This window comes from Mycolicibacterium austroafricanum, assembly GCF_902705885.1.
In the GTDB taxonomy this organism is placed as follows: domain Bacteria; phylum Actinomycetota; class Actinomycetes; order Mycobacteriales; family Mycobacteriaceae; genus Mycobacterium; species Mycobacterium vanbaalenii_A.
In genome coordinates this window covers 26,043-43,835 of sequence record NZ_CACSIP010000035.1, presented here as the reverse complement: position 1 = coordinate 43,835, position 17,793 = coordinate 26,043, and the positions used below count along the sequence as shown (strand labels likewise).

The window sequence follows — 17,793 nt, the reverse complement described above, 5'->3', positions numbered from 1 at the left end:
TTCGTTGGACGAAGTGGTCGGGCCGTCCGGCCAGGTAGCTCAGTTGGTACGAGCGTCCGCCTGAAAAGCGGAAGGTCGCCGGTTCGATCCCGGCCCTGGCCACCATGATCAACCCGGGTTTGCGCGCAGCCACGTTCTGCGCCACCGCCGCTCTGGCATTGCTCGTCGTCCCTGTTGCCCACGGCCAACCCGAGAACCCGTTGGTTCCGCTTGTGGACGCCGCCGCGCAACGACTGCAGGTCGCCGAGCCGGTGGCCGCCTCCAAACTGCTGACCGGCGGGCTCATCGAGGATCCGGCGCGGGAACAGCAGGTCCTCGATTCCGTGGCCGCCGACGCGACAGACCGCCAGATCGATCCGGCGTACGTCACGTCCGCCTTCCGGGATCAGATCGACGCCACCGTCGCCATCGAGTACACCCGGCTCGCCCAATGGAAGTTCGATCCCGCCTCGGCGCCCGTGCAGGCTCCGGATCTGGCGTCCTCGCGGGCCACCATCGACGGGCTCAACCGGACGATGGTCACCGAGATGGCAGCCGAGTGGGCGGTGTTGCACTCGTCGACGTGCCCGGCCGATCTCGACGCGGCGAAAACGGCGGTGACCGAGGCCCGGTCGCTGGATCCGGTCTACCGGCAGGCCATCGACTTCGCCACCCGCCACTACTGCCGCTGAGCGTGAAATCATGTCGGTGACATGAAACAGACGGACACCACCGGTTTGGGCGTAGCGCGCAGGGACACCGACGCGGACAGAAGCGATTTCAGGCAGCGGTTGCTCGATGCGCTGGAGGCCTCGATCGCCGAGGTCGGCTATGCCAAGACGACGGTGGCCGAGATCGTCCGCCGCGCCAGAACCTCCCGGCGCACGTTCTACGAGCATTTCGACAGCCGGGAAGCCTGTTTCGTCGCGTTGCTGTCCGACGCCAACATCGATCAGATCAGACAGATCTCGGACGCGGTCGATCCCAGCGCGCCCTGGCAGAAGCAGGTCCGACAGGCCATCGAGGCGTGGATCTCCTCGGGGGAGGAGCGGTCGGCACTGATGTTGAGCTGGATACGCGACGTCCCGGCGCTGGGCGCCGCGGCGCGGGGTCTGCAGCGGGACGCGATGGAGAGCTTCATCGACATGGTGGGCACTCTGGGGGCCACCGACGAATTCCGGGCGGCGGGCGTGGGTCCGGTATCCCGGCGGCGGATCATCATGCTGCTCGGTGGCCTGCGTGAATTGACGGCGATCACCGTTGAGGAGGGCGGCCGGATGGGCGATGTCACCGACGAGGCGGTCGACGCGTCGATCTCGCTGCTGATCCCCAACCGCGCCTGATCCCTCAGCGGTAGCGGTACTTTACGGGCATGGTCCGCCCTGCTCAGACTGCGCGCAGCGAGCGCACCCGGGAAGCGCTCAGGCGGGCGGCGGTGGTGAGGTTCCTGGCCCAGGGGGTCGAGGACACCTCAGCCGAACAGATCGCCGCCGATGCGGGGGTCTCGCTGCGGACCTTCTACCGGCACTTCGCCTCCAAACATGACCTGTTGTTCGCCGACTATGACGCCGGGCTGCACTGGTTCCGTGCCGCGTTGGCAGCGCGCTCGCCGGACGAGTCGATCATCGAGTCGGTGCAGTCGGCGATCATGGCGTCGCCGTACGACGACTGGGCGGTCACGAAGATCGCCTCGATGCGCGCCCAGGAACTGGACCCGGGCCGGATCGTGCGGCATCTGCGCCAGGTCGAGGCGGACTTCGCGGAGGCTGTCGAGGCGCACCTGGCCGGACCCGACCCGGCCGCGCCGGGGAGTGACGACCGGATGCGGGTCACCGTCACCGCTCGGTGCATCGCGGCCGCAGTGTTCGGGGCGATGGAGGTGTGGATGCTCGGCGAGGACCGCTCGCTGCCCGAGTTGGACCGGTTGTGCCGACACGCCCTGCAACTGCTGCGGACGGGCATCGAGGATCCGCTCTGACCCGCCGGAACGGTATTCCAGCAGGCGCGCACGCAATTTTTCGCTGCTGGAATACCGTTCCGGCGGGGAAAAGTTTCGTCAATATTGACAAAACCTGAGGGTGCGTGTCAGCCTCGGGCGATGACGGACTTCGATGCCATCGTCGTGGGCGCCGGACACAACGGCCTCACTGCCGCGGCCCTCATGCAGCAGGCGGGGCTGCGGACCCTGTGTCTGGACGCCAAGCTCTACCCGGGCGGCATGGCCTCCACTGTCGAGCTGTTCGACGGCTTCCGGTTCGAGATCGCCGGCTCGGTGCAGGTGCCCACGTCCGCGGTCGTCAGCGCGGCGCTCGGGTTGGACGAGCTGCCCACCGTGGACCTCGACGTCATGTCGGTGCAACTTCGCGGTGTCGGCGACGACCCCGTCATCTACTACACCGACCCGATGAAGCTGCTGACGCACCTCAACGAGGTGCACGGGGCCGAGGCCGTCAACGGGATGGCCGGCCTGATGGCCTGGTGCCAGGCTCCGACCAGAGCGCTCGGCCGGTTCGACGCGGCGCAGCCGCCGAAGACGCTGGACGAGATGTATGCCTGTGCGACAAACGAATTCGAACGGCAAGCGATCAACGACATGCTGTTCGGCTCGGTCAGCGACGTGCTGGACCGGTACCTACCGGACCGGGAGAAACACGGCGCGTTGCGTGGGATGCTGGCTTTCTTGGCGGTCAACACCACCTACCGGGGCCCCGCCACCCCCGGCAGCGCCGCCGCACTGGCTTTCGGGCTGGCGGTGCCCGACGAGAACGCGACGTTGATCAAGAAGTTCCGTGGCGGCATGGGGGCTGTCACCGAGCACCTGCTGCAGTTGTTCACCGCCGCTGGCGGCGAGTTGCGCCTGCGCAGCAAGGTCGACGAGATCCTCGTCAGCGACGGCCGCGTCGGCGGTGTGCGGCTGGACGACGGCTCGACGGTGAACGCCGCAATAGTCGTCTCCGCGGTCGCACCGGACCTCACTGTCAACGGCCTGATCGACCCCGGTGCGGTGCCGGCGGACATCCGAGAACGGTTCTCGCACATCGATCACCGCGGGAGTTACCTGCAGATGCACTTCGCGCTGGACGGACCGCCGACGTTCGCCGAGCCGTACCAGGTGCTCAACGACCCCGACTACCAGTCGGCCATCGGGATATTCAGCACGCCCGAGGAGTTGCAGCGGCAATGGGAGGATTCGGGCCGCGGGATCGTTCCCGCCGATCCCGCCATCGCGCTGCAGATCCCGTCGGCGAACGATCCCGGTCTGGCGCCGCCCGGTAAGCACGCGGCCTCAGCGTTCTCGCTGTGGTTCCCGATCGAGCAGAGCGAATCGAGTTACGGGGACATGAAGGCCGAGATGGGTCGTCGGGTGATCGAGAAGATCACCCGACTGGCCCCTGACTTCGAGAGCCTCATCACCCGCCACACCACGTTCACCCCCAAACACATGGGCACGATGTTCGGCGCCCCGGGCGGAGATTACTGCCACGGGCTGATCCATCCCGAGCAGATGGGGCCCAACCGTCCCGGCCCGAAAGGCTATGGCGACCAACCGATCCCGACCAAGGGGCTGTACCTGGGCAGTGCCGGCTGCCACGGTGGGCCGGGCATCACGTTCATCCCGGGCTACAACGCTGCTCAGCAGGCGCTCGCCGACCACGGTTGACCGAGTTGGCCCCGCCGGGTCCGTCCGTGGACTCTTCGGCCGGGGCTCCTGGGCGCCCATCCCGAAGTGTCCAGCTACCACAATTCTCGAGAGGGACGGCTCCGTCGGTTGACTGACGCAGGACGACGTGGAGGCCTGCGGAGCGTCTCTGGCTAACTCGACCCGGGCCGTCAAGAAGTATTTGCCCGCCCCTGGGGCGCGGCGCCGTCCTGCGCCGGCGTCGAGGACCGCGCCATTGGTCAATGGCAAAGTCGAGGACGCTGCCAACAACGCCATGCGCGGGAAAACGGCGGTGCGTGCGGTGTTTCAGCGAAGTAACGGGTGAGCTCCGGCAATTGCCGGAATGCGGAGTCGGGTCAACCGAAAATGAATTTTGCCCACGCGACGCAATAACATCCACAACGCTCGCTATTCAGCAAATTAGGTACGCATCGCAACTACGGTGATCAGGCATTTGTGCGAATGCATAGCCTCGATCGCATATTTCCAAAGCGCCCACAAAAGCGCCTTACTCGGGAGTAAATTACGCTGTGGCACAAATCACGTTCACGTAAAGGAGACAAGATGAACCGTGCTGCGAAGTCCTACCTCACCTCGGGTGTCGCACTGGCGGGCGCGAGTGTCATAGCCGTGTCGCCGATGGTGGCGGCACCGCTCGGTCCTCCAGGCGTGAACACGCAATCCGCCGTCACCGTGTCAACCGCTGAGCTGCAACTCGCCACCACGGTGAACCCCATCACGGCCTGGGCGGAGGTCGTCACATCCGCCTACAGCAACGTGGCCGCGCTGGGCGAAGAGGCGCTTTCCGACCCAGCACCCGTTCTCCGCCAGTTCATCCTGAATCAGATCGGCTACGGTGAGTCCGTCGTCTCGGCGGGTGCTGGCGCCATCAACGGTTTGATCGAGTACATCTCCCCGGATAATCCGTTCGGGCTGGGAGCCCAGCTCCAGACTGCCGCCGAAGAGCTGGCCTCGGGCAACATCGCTGGTGCCATCGAGACCGCAACGCAGGCAGTGTTCCTGGCGCCGTTGCTGAGCGCGGCGTTCCCTGTGCTGGAAAGCGGGGTACTGGACGTCCCGGGCACAATGGCGCAGAACTTCGCAAACGTCGTCAACGCCGTGACTGACGCGGCCACGGTGCTGCCCATTGCCCTGGGAGCGCTCGGAACGGTGTTGGCGCCGGTCAACGCGTTCGGCGACAGCCTGCAGGAGACGTTCGATTCGCTGGGTGACGGCGACCTCGGCGCAGCGTTCAACGCGATCATCAACATTCCCGCCGCTCTCACCGGCGCGGTGCTCAACGGCTACACCAATCTGGCCGGAACCGAATTCCCCGGCCTGTTCTCCGAAGACGGACTCGTTCATGCCCTCGTCGTGACCTTGCCGAGGGCAATCGCGGACGCGATCACCCCGGAGGAGGCGAGCTCGGAGTCGGTGACCACCGGCCCGACGGACACGCCTCCGGCGGTCTTGGCCAGCGCGGACACCGAAGGCGAGCAAGCATCTGACGCAGACACCGCGTCGGAGAGCGCCGACGGAGATTCGGGCGCCGTGGACGCCGTCGACGCCTCGGTGACCGAGGAGACCGGCGATGCGTCCGAGGCCTCGACCGAGCAGCCGGCAGCCGATAAGCGAGAGGTCGCCGACGAGGCCGAAGCCGTGGACGCCGACGATGTTTCCGGGTCGCAGGACGGTCTGGCTGAAGAGTCCGACGGTGTTGAGGAGGCTTCGGCGTCCGAGGAGACCGACGGGACCGGGGACTCATCCGCGTTGGAGGAGAGCCTCGCCGACGAGGTCGACGCCTCCGAAGATGGCTCCGGCGGTGACGACACCGGCGATAAGCGCAGTAGCGGGGCCGAAGGCGGCGACTCCGGCAATGCGAGCTCCGACTCAGCTAGCTCCGATACCGACTCCGGCTCGGGCGACTCCGACTCCGGTTCCGACTCGGACTCCGGTTCCGACTCGGGCGACTCCGACTAGACAAGGCGCACCGTTCGGCCCCCTCTGATGAGGGGGCCGAACGCTGCTCAGGTGGGTGACTTAAGCGGCCCGCCTGACGGTCAGGTCGCCGGCCCGCTGGGGGTGGCACCACCCTCGTCGGACCAGTCGGCACCTTCCTCAGCGCCCTTGGACGGATCGCTGAGCACATCGTCGTCGGCCTCGCCCGAGCCCGCGTCCGACTCGGTGGTATTCGGCTTGTCTTTGTTCACCGGTGAGTATTACCCCGCGGGCGCCCTGTTGACTCAGCCGCGGGCCTGTCGTTGCGCCATCCAGTCGGCGGGAATCCTGCCGCGCGGGCCGGTCCCCTCATCTCGATCCGAACGAGTTGCCGCGTGGTCTATCGTTCGCGCCATGGCAACCAAGGACTCCCGCGAAGTCGTGATCGAAGCAACACCCGAGCAGATCCTCGACGTGATCGCCGACGTGGAGGCGACACCGACCTGGTCGCCGCAGTACCAGAAGGCGGAGGTCCTCGAGAGCTACGACAACGGCAGGCCCAAGCGGGTCAAGATGACCGTCAAGGCAGCCGGACTGACCGACGAGCAGGTGATCGAATACACCTGGGCGGCCGACAAAGTCACCTGGACGCTGGTGTCGGCCGGCCAGCTCAAGGCCCAGGACGCCGGCTACACGCTGACCCCGGAGGGCGACAAGACCCGGGTGAAATTCGACATCGCGATCGACCTGTCCGTGCCGATGCCCGGCTTCATTCTCAAGCGCACGATGAAGGGCGGCGTCGAGACCGCCACCGAGGGCCTGCGCAAGCAGGTGCTCAAGGTCGTCAAGGGGTGAGGGCTGGGCCCCTCGCCGGGGTCAGGGTCGTCGAACTCGGTGGTATCGGCCCGGGCCCGCATGCCGCGATGGTGCTGGCCGATCTGGGCGCCGACGTGGTCCGGGTGCGCCGTCCCGGCGGCCTGCAGATGCCGCCCGAGGACGTCGACCTGATGCATCGCGGTAAGCGGGTGATCGACCTGGACCTGAAGGCGGACCATGAGGCGCTGCTCGCGCTGGTGGCCAAGGCCGATGTGTTGATCGACGGCTTCCGGCCCGGTACCTGCGAGCGCCTCGGCATCGGGCCGCAGGACTGTGAGGCCGTCAACCCGCGGTTGGTCTTCGCCCGGATCACCGGGTGGGGTCAGCACGGTCCGCTGGCGATGTCCGCAGGTCACGACATCAACTACCTGTCACAGACGGGGGTGCTAGCGGCGATCGGCTACCGCGACAGGCCGCCGGTGGCACCGCTGAATCTGGTAGCCGACTTCGGAGGCGGGTCGATGCTGGCGTTGGTGGGCATCATCGCCGCGCTGTACGAACGTGCGCAGTCCGGAAAGGGCCAAGTGATCGACGCGGCCATGGTCGACGGCGTCAGTGTGCTGGCGCAGATGGCGTGGACGATGAAGTCGACCGGCACGCTCAAAGACGAGCGAGAGTCCTTCCTACTCGACGGCGGGGCGCCGTTCTATCGCACCTACGAGACCGCCGACGGCGGCTACATGGCCGTTGGCGCGATCGAGCCGCAGTTCTATGCGCGGCTTCTCACGGGCCTCGGTCTGGCAGCCGAGGCCCTGCCGTCGCAGATGGACCGCTCGGCCTTCCCCGACATGCAGAGGCTGTTCGCCGAACGGTTCGCCACCAAGACCCGAGACGAGTGGGCCGAGATCTTCGCCGGGACCGATGCCTGTGTCACCCCGGTCCTCAACTGGACCGAAGCCGCACACAGCGAACACCTGCGCGCCCGCGAGACCATCGTCACCCGGCACGGCGCAGACCAGGCCGCGCCGGCGCCGCGGTTCTCGCGTACCCCACCGAACCCGGTCGCCGCGCCGCCGAGTGGCGCCACCCCCGTCGACCGGATCGGATGGTGACCGAGGTTAGCTGCGGAATCCTCTGCGCATGGCCGATCACCTGACTAGGATTTGCCAGTATGGCGGTACGCGCTTCCAGTGAAGTCGTGATCGAAGCCCCGCCTGCGGCGATTCTGGATGCGTTGGCCGACATCGACGCGGTGGCTTCGTGGTCGTCGCTGCACAAGGACGCCGAGGTGCTCGACCGCTATCCCGACGGGCGTCCCCACCACGTCAGGGCGACGGTCAAGATCATGGGGATCTCCGACCGGGAGATCCTCGAGTACCACTGGGGCGACGACTGGGTGGTCTGGGATGCGGCGGAGACGTTCCAGCAACGGGGTCAGCACGGCGAGTACAACCTGGTGCCGGTCGGCGAGGACAAGACCCGGGTGCGGTTCGACCTGATCCTCGACCTGGCCGCGCCGTACCCGAATTTCCTGGTCCGGCGGGCCAGGCAGATGGTTCTCGACGTCGCGCTGGAGAACCTCCGCGAACGGGTGATGCGGCCGACGGCCCAGTAGCACTCAGCGGCGCCGCAGCGTCTGCAGTCTCCGGATCGCTTCGTCAAGGGTGTCGTCGCGTTTACAGAAGGCGAAGCGCACCAGGTGATTCCACTGATCGGCGTGCTGGGAAGCGGGATCGCAGAACGCGGACATCGGGATGGCGGCCACCCCCACCCGCTCCGGCAGTTCCGCGCAGAACCCGGTGCTGTCCTCGTATCCGAGCGGCCGCGGGTCGGCGCACAGGAAGTACGTCCCGACGCTGTCATGGACGTCGAAACCGATGTCCGCGAGGGCATCCCCAAGCCTGTCGCGTCGCGCCTGCAGGGAATCGCGCAGCGCATCCACCCACGCGTCCTCGGTGGCGAGCGCCTGCGCCACCGCTGGCTGGAACGGGGCGCCGCCGACGTAGCTGAGGTACTGCTTGGCCGCCCGCACCCCGGCGATGAGTTCGGCCGGTCCGCAGGCCCACCCGATCTTCCAGCCGGTGACGTTGAACATCTTGGCCGCACTTGAAATGGTGATGGTGCGCTCGGCCATACCCGGGTAGCCGGCCAGCGGCAGATGGCGCCTGTTGTCGAAAACGAGGTGCTCGTATACCTCGTCGGCGATCACCAGCAGGTCGGCGGAGACGGCGAGCTCGGCCAGCGCCCGCAACTCGTCGTCGGAGGCGACCATGCCGGTCGGATTGTGTGGTGAGTTGACGATGATCGCCTTGGTCTTCGCCGTCACGGCGGCGCGCAGACCGTCGATGTCGATGGCGAAGCCCCGACCGGCGGGCCGCATCGGGACCGCGCGCCGATGACAGCCGGCCATCGCGATCACGGGGGAGTACGAGTCGTAGAACGGCTCGACCAGCAGGACTTCGGAACCGGGTTCGACGAGTCCCAGTACCGACGCGGCGATGGCCTCGGTGGCGCCGACGGTCACCAGAACCTCGGTGTTCGGGTCGTACTCGGTGCCGTAACGACGACGGCGCTGATCGGCGATGGCCTGCCGGAGTGCGGGGATGCCCAGGCCGGGCGGGTACTGGTTGACGCCTTCGGCGATCGCTCGTTGCGCGGCCTCGAGCATCGCCGGCGGGCCATCCTCGTCGGGGAAACCCTGCCCGAGGTTGACGGCTCCGATCCGCGCCGCCAGCGCCGACATCTCGGCGAAGATCGTCACCGTATAGGGCGCCAGCCTGTGAACCGTCATCAGGTTCGAAGCCTAGCGGTGCCGCCGGCCGCAGAGCTCGACGACCGCTATGTCAGGTCTGAGGGCCTGATCTTCAGCTTGGCCGCGATGCGCGCCAGTGCCTGCTGGTCGGTGGCGCTGAGTGGGTCAAGCACAAAATCGCGTACTGCCTGCACGTGGATCGGTGCGGCATCGACGACGAGGCGATACCCCACATCGGTGAGTGCGGCGATGGTGTAGCGCCCGTCGGTGGGGTCGGGGAAGCGCACCACCCAGTCGCGCTGTTCGAAACGTTTGACCACGTTCGACAACCGTGACAGCGACCCGTTGGTCAGGTACGCCAGTTCACTCATCCGGAGCTGGCGGCCCTCGGCCTCTGAAATATGGCTCAACGTCAAGTATTCGAACAGAGTCAGGTCGACCTTGCGCAGAGGCGCCTCGAGCCGGCCGGGCATCAGCAGGATCAGGGAGACCAACCCCGTCCACGCCTCTTTCTCCGTCGCGGACAGCCACAACGAATCATCTGCTGGAGCAGCGTCTTGCTTCTTGGCTCGAGCCATGTCGGCACCCTATCCCCACACCGTGACTTTACGCGTGAAGTCAACGCGTGTTAGGTTGACTTCACGCATGAAGTAAAACGAAGGGGATCGGGAATGTCCGAGGTCGAGCTCTCCATAACGCCGGGATACGGCGAAAAGCTCTACGAATTACTGCATTACAGTCAAGCGCTGCGAGTCGGGAACCGAGTCGAGATCTCCGGGCAGGGAGGCTGGGACGATGACATCACGTTCCCGGACTCCCTTGAAGAGGAGATCGTACGAGCATTCGACAACGTCGAGCGCACCTTGGCGACGGCGGGTGCGGGCTGGCGTGATGTCGTGACGGTGGACTCGTTCCACATCCCGGCCGAGGATGACACGATCGGTGACGCACACAATCGCGTCATGGTCGAACAGTTCCGCAAGCGGATGGGGGACCGCTCTCCGATCTGGACACAGATCGGTGTCGCCGCGTTGGGCGCACCGAAGATGCGGGTCGAGATCAAGGTCAGCGCGATCGTCGGGCGGGACGACTGATCGAACGCCCGCGGCGCACAGCTATGTGGCGAACAGCCGAGACGTGCGGGTTTCGTGGCGCATCCCGCTGATCTCCAGCGCGGGAGAGACGCTCCACAGATCATCGATGGCGCGGCGGCAGGCGTCGTGCGCGAGATCGGCCACCAGGGACGCGCGGCCCGCCTGGATCCGTTGGCTGCTCAGTGGCCCGAGCCGGCCGAGCCGGACCGTCGCGCTCAGCATCGACGCCATCACCGATCGGATCGACCCGAGCACCGCGTGGTGAACCGGAATTCCGAGCGCGGCCTGCAGCGCTCCCTCGACCACCGCGCAGTGGCCGGGTGTCGTTCCTTCGACGACGACATCCAGGTATCGGCTTTGCCCCACGATCCCGGTGTGCCGTGCCGCGGCAGCCAGTTGCCGTCCCGCGGATTCCGATGCGGTGCGGGCGTTGTCGAACAGTTTGTATGTGGCCAGAAGATCGTCGAGTTGGCACAGCGAGTCATGATGCGGGGCCGCTCGCCACGCCGCCGCGGTGACCGTGGCGTCCAGCGGCGCATAACAGTGCGTCAGGAATTCGGTGACCACCGCCGCGATCTCGTCGTCGCCTGCCTCGGGGCGCTCAGCCAGCCACTGTTCGAGCCCCTGACTATGGACCATCCGGCCAGCAGGAAAGGCGCTGTCCTGCAGCTGCATCCACAGCAGGAGCGCGACTTCTGGCTCAGTGGTGATGGCCGACATGTGAATCCGAAGACGTTCGTGACCATCCGTCGCTCGCCAGCGCAATCATTGCGACCTCACCGATCACACCCAGTTCCGCCAGCACATCCTCCGCAGCTTGCCTGCTGGTGAACAGCGGCGCGGCCACGCGATCCTCGCTGACGTCGACGGGGGCGTGTTGGTTTCCGAGGAGGTAGCCCAGCAGCAGCATCCGGCGGGCGCCGACCGCACCGAGGTTGTCTGCGAACCGCACGGTGACCGCCTCCTCGGCCGGCCGCCGGACCACCACGACCTCGTTGCCGTCGTCGGCGATCACCGCGCCGGCGCGCAAAAAGGTGCCACGCGGGAGGGCGACGTACACGACACGGCCGGTGTCGGTGGTGACGACCTGACGATGTTTGGCGGCGTCTCCCCAGCCGATGTCGACGTGGTGACGCCGGCGCCCGGTGAAGGTGACGTCGGCGATGTCACCAACGATGTGGTCGGCCTTCACGTCGCACCTGCTCGCGTCAGCACCTCGGTGCGCGCCGCATCGAACAGGTACCCCCGAGTGCGGTGCAGGTCCGGCGCGGACCCCGCCGTCAGACGGACGAACAACCCGGCCGCGCCGGGCAGCCGTCCAGCACCACCGGAGCAGCGGTCAAGGTTGTCGAGGATCAGCCGCACGCGTTCCAGCAGGGGGTCGACGACCCGGCCGGGGGTCACCGCGACGAACGTCGCCAGGTAGTCGTCCTCGGTCGGGCACTTGCCGACGCGCGGGCGGAGTACCTGACGGTCCCGGGCCACAGCATGGCCGGCGACGCGGACGACGATGGCGCTGTCGTAGCAGACATACCCGAACCGTTCTCCGTGGGCGATCCGGCCCGCCGCCACAGCCTCCCAACCAAGATAGGTGCCGCCGGGTTCGACATCGACGTCGAGCCGTTGAAGGAAGCTGGAATCCGCATGCGGGATCACAGTTCCGGGGTAGTACTCCAAGACGGCTCCGGCATGCACGGTGAAGGCGAGTCGGTGCCGAGCACCTGGGCCGTCACCGGCGAACACCTGGGTCGCGGCCTGGGTGGTCAGGTGCAGGTGGGTGCCCGGGTGGCACCGCACCGAGGTGTGCAGTTCGTCATCGGAGAAGGCGCCGCCGCTGGGGCTCTGCACACACAGTGAGGCCGCCCCGGGATGCTCGGGGTCGGAATGCATCGCCATGGTGACGCGCTGCGGGTAGCGCTGGCGCAGCGACGCCGTCCGGGTGCGCCCCGTCGTGTCGGCGACCACATCGATACCGAGCTCGCCGGGGCTGATGGCCGGGGCGGTCACCGGTTGCTCGTTGTGAGCATGGCTCTCTCGAGCAGTTGCGCGGTGAGTTCGGTCAACCCGAACCCCGACCGCAGGTCGGTGAACACGGTCGGCTTGGTGGGGCGGGCCACCGTACAGTCGCGGCGCATCACGTCCAGGTCGGCGCCGACGAGCGGCGCGAGGTCGATCTTGTTGACCACCAACAGATCTGCTTGGAGCAGACCGATCCCCTTCTTGCGGGGGATGTCGTCGCCCGCGGCGGTGTCGATGACGAAGATCCAGTAGTCGACCAGATCCGAGGTGAAGGTGGCGGCCAGATTGTCGCCACCCGATTCGATCAGGATCACGTCGAGGTCGGTGAACCGACGGCTCAGGAGATCGGCGGCGGCGAGGTTGGCCGAGGGGTCCTCCCGGATCGCGGTATGCGGGCAGGCGCCGGTCTCCACGGCCAACACCCGCTCGGGGTCGATGACACCGCTGCGCCGGACGCGCTGTGCGTCCTCGTCGGTGACCAGATCGTTGGTGATCACCGCGACGCTGAACCCGGCGCAGGACAGGTGCGGCACCAGGGTTTCCACCAGCCGGGTCTTTCCGGAACCGACCGGGCCTCCGATACCGATGCGCACTACATCAGCCACGTTGTCCTCCTGGTTATTTGAGCGTGTAGCGCCGGCCGAGCGGCACGCTGGTCATCGGTGTACTCACGCAGAGTTCGCCGTCGACGGTGACGCGATAGGTATCAGGTTCGATCGTGATGTCCGGCAGGTAGTCGTTGTGCAGCAAGTCGGCTTTGGTCAATGCCCGCGCGCCACGGCAGGCCACCAACCGGGTGTCCAAACCGAGTCGCTCGCCCAACCCGGCGTCGACGGCCGCGCCCGCAACGAAGTTGACCGACACATCGGCGGGGGTGCGACCGAATGCCGCCCATTGCGGGCGGTACCGCAGTGGTTCGCACGTCATCAGCGAGGCGTTTGCCTCACCCATCACCGACCACGCCGGGAATCCGCCCTTGAACACCACTTCGGGCCGGATGCCGAAGAACTTCGGCTCCCACAGCACGATGTCGGCCAGCTTGCCCGGCTCCAGAGATCCGACCTCATGGTCGATCCCGAAGAGCCTCGCCGGGTTGATCGTGAGTTTGGCGACGTAACGCAGGATGCGGGCGTTGTCGGATCCGGTGCCCTCGTCGGCGGGCAACACACCCCGAGTAGCGCGCATGTGTGACGCAAGTTGCCACGTCCGCGCGACGGTTTCGCCGATTCTGCCCATGCCCTGCGAATCCGACCCCATCGCCGAGATCGCACCCAGGTCGTGCAGGACGTCCTCGGCGGCGATGGTTTCGCGCCGGATCCTCGACTCGGCGAACGCGACGTCCTCGGGGATCCGGGGGTTGAGGTGGTGGCAGACCATCACCATGTCGAGGTGTTCGTCGAAGGTGTTGAGCGTGTAAGGGTTTGTCGGGTTGGTCGATGAGGGCAGACAGTACGGTTCGCCGACCACACGCATGATGTCGGGGGCGTGGCCACCGCCCGCGCCCTCGGCGTGGTAGGTGTGGATCGGCCTGCCGCCGATCGCGGCCATCGTGTCTTCGAAGAACCCGGACTCGTTGAGGGTGTCGGTATGGATCTGCACCTGCAGGTCGAGTTCATCGCCGGCGTCCAGCGATGCGCGGATGGCCGCGGGGGTGGCGCCCCAGTCTTCGTGGATCTTGAAGCCGATCGCTCCCGCGAGACCCTGCTCGATCAACGGGGGGGTGCTCGACGCGCTGCCGTTTCCGATGAACCCGAAGTTCATCGGGAATCCTTCGGCGGCGCGCAGCATCCGCGCGAGGTTGTTCGGACCCGAGGAGGTGATGCCCACGGTGACGGGACCCAGACCGCCGCCGATCATCGTGGTGACCCCGCTGGAGATGGCCTCTTCGACGAGGCCGGCGCTGTCGAAGTGCACGTGCACGTCGATGGCGCCGGCCGTGGCGATCATGCCCTCGCCGGCGCGGATGTCGGTTCCGGCGCCGATGACCAGGTCCGGATGCACACCGTCCATCGTGCGTGGGTTCCCGGACTTGCCGACCGCGGCGATGCGGCCATCCCGTATTCCGATGTCGGCCTTACGAATTCCCAAGACAGCATCGATGACGAGGACGTTCGTGATGACGAAGTCCAACGCTCCGGCGGCGTTGGTGAGATCTCCGTGCACCGCCATGCCCTCGCGCATGGTCTTGCCTCCGCCGAACACCGACTCGTCGCCGTAGACAGTCGCGTCGTGCTCGACCCTGGCGAGAAGTTCGGTGTCGGCCAGCCGGACCCGATCCCCGGTGGTGGGGCCGTACAGTTCCGCGTAGTGCCTGCGGGAGATACGGTGCGCCATCAGGGCCTGCTCGAGTCTAGGAATCCCGCTGCATGCATCCGGTCCATGAGGTCGGTCGGCGCCGCACCCGTCGTCACGGCGTTGGTGACGTCGTTCTGGCCGATCACCGTGCGCTCACCGCCGTAGCTCGTGATCGAGACCGCCTGCGCTTCACCGGGTTCAAATCGGACCGCCGTCCCGGACGGGATGTCCAGCCGCATGCCGAAGGCGGCCGTCCGGTCGAAACGCAGGGCCCGGTTGACCTCGAAGAAGTGGAAGTGCGATCCGACCTGGATGGGGCGGTCTCCGGTGTTCTCCACGGTCAGGGTGGTCCCAGGGCGGCCCGAGTTGAGCTCGAGTTCGCCCTCGCAGGGCAGGATCTCGCCCGGCGTCACCCCGGGCTCCGCAGCCCCGGCGCCGGGACCAATCGCCTCGTGCACGGTCACCAGCTTCTGGCCGTCTTCGAAGAACGCCTCGACCTGAACCGAGCCCAGAAGCGTCGACACGCCGGCCATCACGTCGTCGTCGGTCAACACTGTCGCTCCGTAGGCGGCAGCCTCGGCGACCGTCGCACCGGCGCGAGCGGCCTCGACGACCTCGTCGGCGATCAACGCGCGCGCCTCGGCGTAGCTGAGCGCCAGACCTGCGGAACGGTGCTTGCGTGCGAGTTCGGCTGCCAGGAACAAGAGCAGTCGGTCCTCGTCTTTGGGCGTCAGATGCATGGTGTCAGCCCGTGATTCCCTCGGCCCACGGGTACCCGTCCAGATAGGGGTCGGGCTCGATCGGTGCTGGGGACGCCCAGATCTGGTAGATCAGCCCGTCGTCGGCGACACGGCCGATCCGCGCGGTCTTGGTGACGTGATGGTTCTCGGCGTCGATGGTCACGGTGCCCTCGGGTGCATCGAGCGTGACACCGTCGGCGGTCGCCTGAATGTCGGCGACCCCGAACGAGTTCGCCTTCTCGACGTTCGCCTTCCACAGCATGACTGCCGTGTACGCCGATTCCATCGGGTCAGAGGTCACCCGATCGGCGCCGAACCTCGCCTTGAAGTCGGCGACGAACTGCGTGTTCTGTGGCGTGTCGAGGGTCTGGTAGTAGTTCCACGACGACAATTGGCCGACGAGTGTGTCGGGGCCGATGCTGCGGACCTCCTCCTCCCCGACGCACATGGACATCACAGGCATGGCGTCCGCAGTAAGCCCGGCGGCGCGGTACTCGCGGAAGAACGCCACCAACGAGTCGCCGACCACCACGTTGAACACCGCGTCGGCATCGGCGGTGCGGATCTTGTTGACGATGGTCGAGAAATCGGTGCTGCCGAGCGGCGTGTAGTCCTCGCCCTTGATCTCGATGCCGTTGGCCTCCGCGTACGCCTTGACGATCGCGTTGGACGTCCTGGGGAAGACGTAGTCGCTGCCGACCAGGTACAGCGACTGCACGCCCTGCTGCTTGAGGTAATCCAACGAGGGGATGATCTGCTGGTTGGTGGTGGCGCCGGTGTAGAAGATGTTGGGGGAGCTCTCCAACCCCTCGTACTGCTGGCCGTAGTAGAGCAGCGCGTTGGCGTCCTCGAACACCGGCAGCATCGCCTTGCGGCTCGCAGAGGTATAACCGCCGAATACCACAGCGACACAGTCGGATTGCACAAGTTTCTGTGCCTTCTCGGCGAACACGGTCGGCTCCGATGCGCCGTCCTCACCGATCAGGTCGAGCTGCTTTCCCAGGACGCCCCCGGAGGCGTTCACCTGCTCGACGGCCAGCACGATCGCGTCGCGGATCACGGACTCGCTGACGGCCAAGCCACCGGACAGCGAGTTGATCGCGCCGACCTTGACGGTTTCGCCCGAGGTATCGGCGCAGCCTTCCTGAGAGGCGTAGGCGGTGTCGTCACCCGCTCTGCTGCCGCAGCCGGCGGCCAGCAGCGTCGCCGCTGTCGCCAGCGCGAGAGTGCGGCGGAACGGGCCGGAGGAACTTTTCGATGAACCAAACATGTGAGGTACGCCTTCTGATTCGTGCCGTCAGCTCGGGCACCGCGCTGTGCCGTCGTTCGTGGTGTCGTCAGCGTAGGAACCGCATGGTTCGGGTGACTATGGGATGAATCTCCCATTTGCCGCCGGTGTTTGCGTGTCCGTCCCGACGGCGAAACACAGCCGAAACGTGGGCTGTCGATGATGTGCCAGATGGCAGGCACCTACGGCGACGTGCTGGGCAGCACCGCCAGTATCGAGACGCGCGCGCACGAGATGCTCGATGCGCTCGGGTCGCGCGCCGCGTCTTCGGCTTCGGCGATCTGCCTGTGGGACCCGATTGCCCGCAGCCACGTCGCAGTCGCCAACCACGACTATCCCGATGAGGTGATCGCCCACCTCAACACCTGGTTCATCGACCACGACCCGCTGTTCGAGTCGATGTGCAGCCGCGACCTCGGCGCGCTGCGCTGGCGCGATTTCCCCGACTACCGCAGCACCTATTCGGTGACCTCGGTCTTCACCCCCGCAGGATTCGACGAAGGGCTGTCCGCGCGTCTGGTGACCGCCGACGGCAGCTATGCCGGCACGATCCACGTCAACTGCGACGACCCGCGCTACCCGAGCGACGACGACGTCCGTGAGATCAACACGTTGCGCCGGCAGATGGCCGATCACCTCGATTTCTCGATGCGGCCACGCATGGTTGCCGAACTCCTCTCGCCCGACGCCCAGGCCTGGGCGGTGGACGGGTCCGGACGAACGCACCTGCTGCGACGCGGGGATGCGTTCGAGCATCCACTGGACCTCCGACTCGTGTCGGACATGGCGATGGCCACCCAATCGCTCGGCGTGCACCTGCGGCCGGAAGCGACCCGGTGGCACGACGGCTCGTCCTGGCTGCATACCCGGCACATCGCGACCTCGCCGCGGTATCGCAACGACAGCCTCAGTGGAGTGATCCTGATCAGTAGGGCGGAGCTGCCCTTCGGGATCACGCCACGCGAACTCGACGCCCTGACGTTGGCCGCGTTCGGCCTGACCAACAACCAGATCGCCGGACGGCTGTTCATCAGTGCCCGCACTGCTGGTCACCATGTGGAGAACGCGATCGTCAAACTCGGTGCAAGCAACCGGGCGTCGTGTGTGTCGCTGGCGATGTCCTGGGGCCTGGTGTCGGGGCGCATCCTGGCCGACCTGAATGCGGCCAGCGTGGCTCGCGAGCTCGCCTGAGCGACCCGAAATCCAATTCT

At 66.7% G+C, this 17,793-nt stretch carries 20 protein-coding genes and 1 tRNA gene; 11 read left to right on the top strand and 10 right to left on the bottom strand.

Going from position 1 to position 17,793, the window contains the following annotated elements:
- Positions 1 to 28: 28 nt before the first annotated feature.
- From BEMPMBAN_RS22385 to BEMPMBAN_RS22360, 6 genes are all read left to right on the top strand, one after another.
- Positions 29 to 105: transfer RNA gene (locus BEMPMBAN_RS22385), tRNA-Phe, on the top strand.
- Entirely contained in the window at positions 105 to 671 is a 567-nt protein-coding gene (locus BEMPMBAN_RS22380; protein WP_159233464.1) for a chorismate mutase, read from the top strand. The genes BEMPMBAN_RS22385 and BEMPMBAN_RS22380 overlap by 1 nt, the downstream gene beginning before the upstream one ends.
- Positions 672 to 692: 21 nt before the next feature.
- Complete coding sequence (locus BEMPMBAN_RS22375; RefSeq protein ID WP_159233463.1) at positions 693 to 1,322, top strand: TetR/AcrR family transcriptional regulator; 630 nt, start codon at positions 693 to 695, stop codon at positions 1,320 to 1,322.
- A gap of 29 nt (positions 1,323 to 1,351) precedes the next feature.
- Positions 1,352 to 1,957: a TetR/AcrR family transcriptional regulator gene (locus BEMPMBAN_RS22370; protein ID WP_159233462.1), complete on the top strand. Its 606-nt coding sequence runs from the start codon at positions 1,352 to 1,354 to the stop codon at positions 1,955 to 1,957.
- A gap of 120 nt (positions 1,958 to 2,077) precedes the next feature.
- Positions 2,078 to 3,640 carry a phytoene desaturase family protein gene (locus tag BEMPMBAN_RS22365; protein ID WP_159233461.1) on the top strand — a complete coding sequence of 521 codons (1,563 nt, stop codon included), beginning with the start codon at positions 2,078 to 2,080 and terminating at the stop codon, positions 3,638 to 3,640.
- 564 nt (positions 3,641 to 4,204) lie between these two features.
- Entirely contained in the window at positions 4,205 to 5,620 is a 1,416-nt protein-coding gene (locus BEMPMBAN_RS22360; protein ID WP_159233460.1) for a hypothetical protein, read from the top strand.
- A gap of 80 nt (positions 5,621 to 5,700) precedes the next feature.
- Here BEMPMBAN_RS22360 and BEMPMBAN_RS22355 read toward each other — a convergent pair whose 3' ends face one another.
- Complete coding sequence (locus BEMPMBAN_RS22355; RefSeq protein ID WP_200846084.1) at positions 5,701 to 5,850, bottom strand: hypothetical protein; 150 nt, start codon at positions 5,848 to 5,850, stop codon at positions 5,701 to 5,703.
- 142 nt (positions 5,851 to 5,992) lie between these two features.
- Here BEMPMBAN_RS22355 and BEMPMBAN_RS22350 point away from each other — a divergent pair, with 142 nt between their 5' ends.
- From BEMPMBAN_RS22350 to BEMPMBAN_RS22340, 3 genes are read left to right on the top strand one after another with little or no spacing between them, the layout of a single operon-like run.
- Positions 5,993 to 6,433, top strand: coding sequence for an SRPBCC family protein (locus BEMPMBAN_RS22350; protein WP_159233459.1), 441 nt, complete (start codon positions 5,993 to 5,995; stop codon positions 6,431 to 6,433).
- On the top strand, positions 6,430 to 7,506 hold the full coding sequence (locus BEMPMBAN_RS22345; protein ID WP_159233458.1) for a CaiB/BaiF CoA transferase family protein: 1,077 nt from the start codon (positions 6,430 to 6,432) through the stop codon (positions 7,504 to 7,506). Before BEMPMBAN_RS22350 ends, BEMPMBAN_RS22345 begins: the two co-directional genes overlap by 4 nt.
- Positions 7,507 to 7,565: 59 nt before the next feature.
- A complete protein-coding gene (locus BEMPMBAN_RS22340; protein WP_159233457.1) occupies positions 7,566 to 8,009 on the top strand; it encodes an SRPBCC family protein in 444 nt (147 codons plus the stop codon).
- A gap of 3 nt (positions 8,010 to 8,012) precedes the next feature.
- Here BEMPMBAN_RS22340 and BEMPMBAN_RS22335 read toward each other — a convergent pair whose 3' ends face one another.
- On the bottom strand, positions 8,013 to 9,185 hold the full coding sequence (locus tag BEMPMBAN_RS22335; RefSeq protein WP_159233456.1) for a pyridoxal phosphate-dependent aminotransferase: 1,173 nt from the start codon (positions 9,183 to 9,185) through the stop codon (positions 8,013 to 8,015).
- Between the two features lie 47 nt (positions 9,186 to 9,232).
- Positions 9,233 to 9,724, bottom strand: coding sequence for a MarR family winged helix-turn-helix transcriptional regulator (locus BEMPMBAN_RS22330; protein WP_159233455.1), 492 nt, complete (start codon positions 9,722 to 9,724; stop codon positions 9,233 to 9,235).
- Positions 9,725 to 9,817: 93 nt separating this feature from the next.
- Between BEMPMBAN_RS22330 and BEMPMBAN_RS22325 the strand changes: the two genes are divergently transcribed.
- Complete coding sequence (locus BEMPMBAN_RS22325) at positions 9,818 to 10,240, top strand: Rid family hydrolase (protein WP_159233454.1); 423 nt, start codon at positions 9,818 to 9,820, stop codon at positions 10,238 to 10,240.
- Positions 10,241 to 10,261: 21 nt separating this feature from the next.
- Here BEMPMBAN_RS22325 and BEMPMBAN_RS22320 read toward each other — a convergent pair whose 3' ends face one another.
- The 7 genes from BEMPMBAN_RS22320 to urtA are packed head-to-tail and all read right to left on the bottom strand — an operon-like array spanning position 10,262 to position 16,564.
- Positions 10,262 to 10,960 carry an urease accessory protein UreF gene (locus tag BEMPMBAN_RS22320; RefSeq protein ID WP_159233453.1) on the bottom strand — a complete coding sequence of 233 codons (699 nt, stop codon included), beginning with the start codon at positions 10,958 to 10,960 and terminating at the stop codon, positions 10,262 to 10,264.
- A complete protein-coding gene (locus tag BEMPMBAN_RS22315) occupies positions 10,941 to 11,432 on the bottom strand; it encodes an urease accessory protein UreE (protein WP_159233452.1) in 492 nt (163 codons plus the stop codon). Before BEMPMBAN_RS22315 ends, BEMPMBAN_RS22320 begins: the two co-directional genes overlap by 20 nt.
- Positions 11,429 to 12,247, bottom strand: a complete 819-nt coding sequence (locus BEMPMBAN_RS22310) for an urease accessory protein UreD (RefSeq protein WP_159233451.1) — start codon at positions 12,245 to 12,247, stop codon at positions 11,429 to 11,431. Before BEMPMBAN_RS22310 ends, BEMPMBAN_RS22315 begins: the two co-directional genes overlap by 4 nt.
- Entirely contained in the window at positions 12,244 to 12,864 is a 621-nt protein-coding gene (ureG, locus tag BEMPMBAN_RS22305) for an urease accessory protein UreG (RefSeq protein ID WP_159233450.1), read from the bottom strand. The genes BEMPMBAN_RS22310 and ureG overlap by 4 nt, the downstream gene beginning before the upstream one ends.
- A gap of 13 nt (positions 12,865 to 12,877) precedes the next feature.
- Positions 12,878 to 14,593, bottom strand: coding sequence for an urease subunit alpha (gene ureC, locus BEMPMBAN_RS22300; protein ID WP_159233449.1), 1,716 nt, complete (start codon positions 14,591 to 14,593; stop codon positions 12,878 to 12,880).
- Positions 14,593 to 15,294, bottom strand: coding sequence for an urease subunit beta (locus BEMPMBAN_RS22295; RefSeq protein ID WP_159233448.1), 702 nt, complete (start codon positions 15,292 to 15,294; stop codon positions 14,593 to 14,595). Before BEMPMBAN_RS22295 ends, ureC begins: the two co-directional genes overlap by 1 nt.
- Positions 15,295 to 15,298: 4 nt before the next feature.
- On the bottom strand, positions 15,299 to 16,564 hold the full coding sequence (urtA, locus tag BEMPMBAN_RS22290) for an urea ABC transporter substrate-binding protein (protein WP_159233447.1): 1,266 nt from the start codon (positions 16,562 to 16,564) through the stop codon (positions 15,299 to 15,301).
- A gap of 189 nt (positions 16,565 to 16,753) precedes the next feature.
- On the opposite strand from urtA, the gene BEMPMBAN_RS22285 reads away from it, so the two are divergent.
- Positions 16,754 to 17,773, top strand: a complete 1,020-nt coding sequence (locus tag BEMPMBAN_RS22285; RefSeq protein ID WP_159233446.1) for a helix-turn-helix transcriptional regulator — start codon at positions 16,754 to 16,756, stop codon at positions 17,771 to 17,773.
- The last annotated feature ends 20 nt before the right edge of the window (positions 17,774 to 17,793 follow it).